The organism is Pseudomonas sp. PS01299, assembly GCF_029960145.1.
GTDB classification, from domain to species: Bacteria; Pseudomonadota; Gammaproteobacteria; order Pseudomonadales; family Pseudomonadaceae; genus Aquipseudomonas; species Aquipseudomonas putida_A.
This window is the reverse complement of record NZ_JASCPO010000435.1, coordinates 1-2,328: the sequence shown is the minus strand read 5'-3', so window position 1 is coordinate 2,328 and position 2,328 is coordinate 1. Positions and strand designations below refer to the sequence as shown.

Sequence of the window (2,328 nt, the reverse complement as noted above, 5' to 3'; positions counted from 1 at the left end):
CGATAGCGGTATATCGCTGACATTTGCGTTGTGACACACCGCTATCGCGAGCAGGCTCACTCCTACAGTGGCTCTCTGGCAGATACGGACAAAAAACGCAGCCCACGGCCCGATCGCGCAGCCATTTCCTTGCGCAGTCGTTCTGTCATATTCGGTATCAGTTGATTGCAGATAGTAGCCAGCCCAACGCTAATTCCAATGAGGCTGCACTGTGTTTCAACGTCTTGTGTGTTCGCTGTCCGTTCTGAGCCTGTCCATCGCCGCTGCCCACGCCGCCGAGCCTGTGGTGCTCGACACGCCGCGCCTGCAAAGCATCGACAACTTCCGTGATGTCGCCGGCCTGACTACTGCGTATTCCACCGCCCACGACGGCACCATGCGTAGCGGCGTGTTTTACCGCTCCAACGCGATCACGCCGTCGGCAGCGGATCTGGCGACCCTCAACAGCCTCGGCATCAAAGCCGTCTACGACCTGCGCACGCCGAGCGAAATCGCCGGCACGCCGGATACGATGCTGAGCGGTGCGACCTACCAGAACATCGACATTATCGGCAGCACTACCTCGGGCGCGAACATCACCACCGTGTCGTTCAAAAGCGCCGCCGACGCCATCGCCATGATGGAGCAGACCAACCGCGCCTTCGTCAGCGACGCCGGGATGCGCGGTCAGTTCGGCAAGCTGTTCAACGAACTGGCTACCACCGACGGCGCACAATTGTTCCATTGCACCGCCGGCAAGGACCGCACCGGCTGGACCGCCGCCGTGCTGCAGAGCATCGCCGGGGTCGATAACGCGACCATCATGGCCAACTACCTGGCGACCAACGACTACACCGCCGCCCGCGTCGCCGCGACTCTTAAAGCAATGCCGCCAAGCATGGCTTCGGTGTACGCGCCGCTGCTCGGCGTGCAGGCCAGTTACCTCCAGGCCGGTCTGGATGAGGTCACCGCCGAATACGGCAGCATGGACAACTACCTCAAACAAGGCCTCGGCCTGTCGCAGGAAACCATCTACGTGTTGCGCGGCAAACTGGTCGAGTACAACAGCCTGCCGGGTCAGGCGGGGTTGATCGGCAACGCCGCTGCCGGTGCCCAATTGCTCCGCGAGTTGCAGAACACCAACCTGTCCGGCACCTACAGCGCCTACAACTACTACCTGCAATCGGCCATCGACGCCGGCACCCTCGGCGGTGTCGAATCCCAGGTTGGCGGTCAAGTTCACGCCGACGCCGCCAGTTACTTGCTGCGGCAGAACGCGCTGATCGAACAAGCCGCCGCACCCTACGCCAGCGGCACCGATCTGAAAGTCGGCCAATACCGTTTGTGGACCACCGCGCTCGCCGGTTACCTCGGCACCGACGGCTCGTCCCACGCCGAAAGCAGCAACGAACACAGCCAGGGCCTGATGGTTAGTATCACCCAGCGCTTCTCCGAACAACTCAGCGCACGCGGCGGCTTCGGCTACAGCAAAGGCACCGTCGGCGGCGCGGGCGGCGAGGCCGATACCGATTTCACCTTCTTCAACCTCGGCGCGCGCTACGGCTTCACTAGCCTGGAACGTGGCCTGTTCGTCGACGCCAACGCCAGCGCCGGCTACGTCGATTACGACAGCAAACGCGAACTCGGTGGCGGCCTCGGCGCGGCCAAGGGCGACACTCACGGCAACCTCTCCGGCGCGACGTTGGCGCTGGGTTACCGCGCACCGGTCAACGGCATGATCCTCGAACCGAGCCTCGGCTTGCGCGTCAGCCACCTCGACCTCAAAGGCTTCCAAGAGAACGGCAGCGAACTGGCACTCGACATCGACGACAACACCGCCACCCGCCGCAGTGCCGTCGCCAACCTCAACGTGGCATTTGCCCCGGTGGCGATGGGCGCATGGCAACTGGTGCCGGGCGTACAAGTCGGCTACGAACGCACCCTGGGCAACAACGACGTCAACAGCCAGGGCCACCTTCTGGGCCTCGACATCGAACAACGCGCCGCCTTCGACAACCGCGACCAGTTCAGCGGCGGCGTCAACCTGATGGCCAGCCTCGGCGCGGTCAGCGTCGGCGCAGAAGTCGGTGCCAGCGGTGGTGGTGACAGCCACGGTTTCAGTGGCAGCCTGAAGGCCAGTTACGCGTTCTAAAGCAGGGACAACCGCGCAAGGTCAAGGACGACCACCATTCACAAAGCACCAGCAAAATATGGTGGAGCAGGGAACGGCCAACCCTGAGTCACCGCAAAAACTTGTGGGAGCGGGCTTGCTCGCGAAGAGGCCGTGTCAGTCACCATCACCTCGCCTGACCCACAGCATTCGCGAGCAAGCCCGCTCCCCCATTCAGA

Annotated in this window: 1 protein-coding gene; it reads left to right on the top strand. The window is 63.1% G+C overall.

Translation table 11 applies throughout. The features are described 5' to 3' along the window. Positions 1-211 precede the first annotated feature (211 nt). On the top strand, positions 212-2,131 hold the full coding sequence (locus QMX91_RS30735; protein ID WP_282413869.1) for a tyrosine-protein phosphatase: 1,920 nt from the start codon (positions 212-214) through the stop codon (positions 2,129-2,131). Positions 2,132-2,328: the final 197 nt, after the last annotated feature.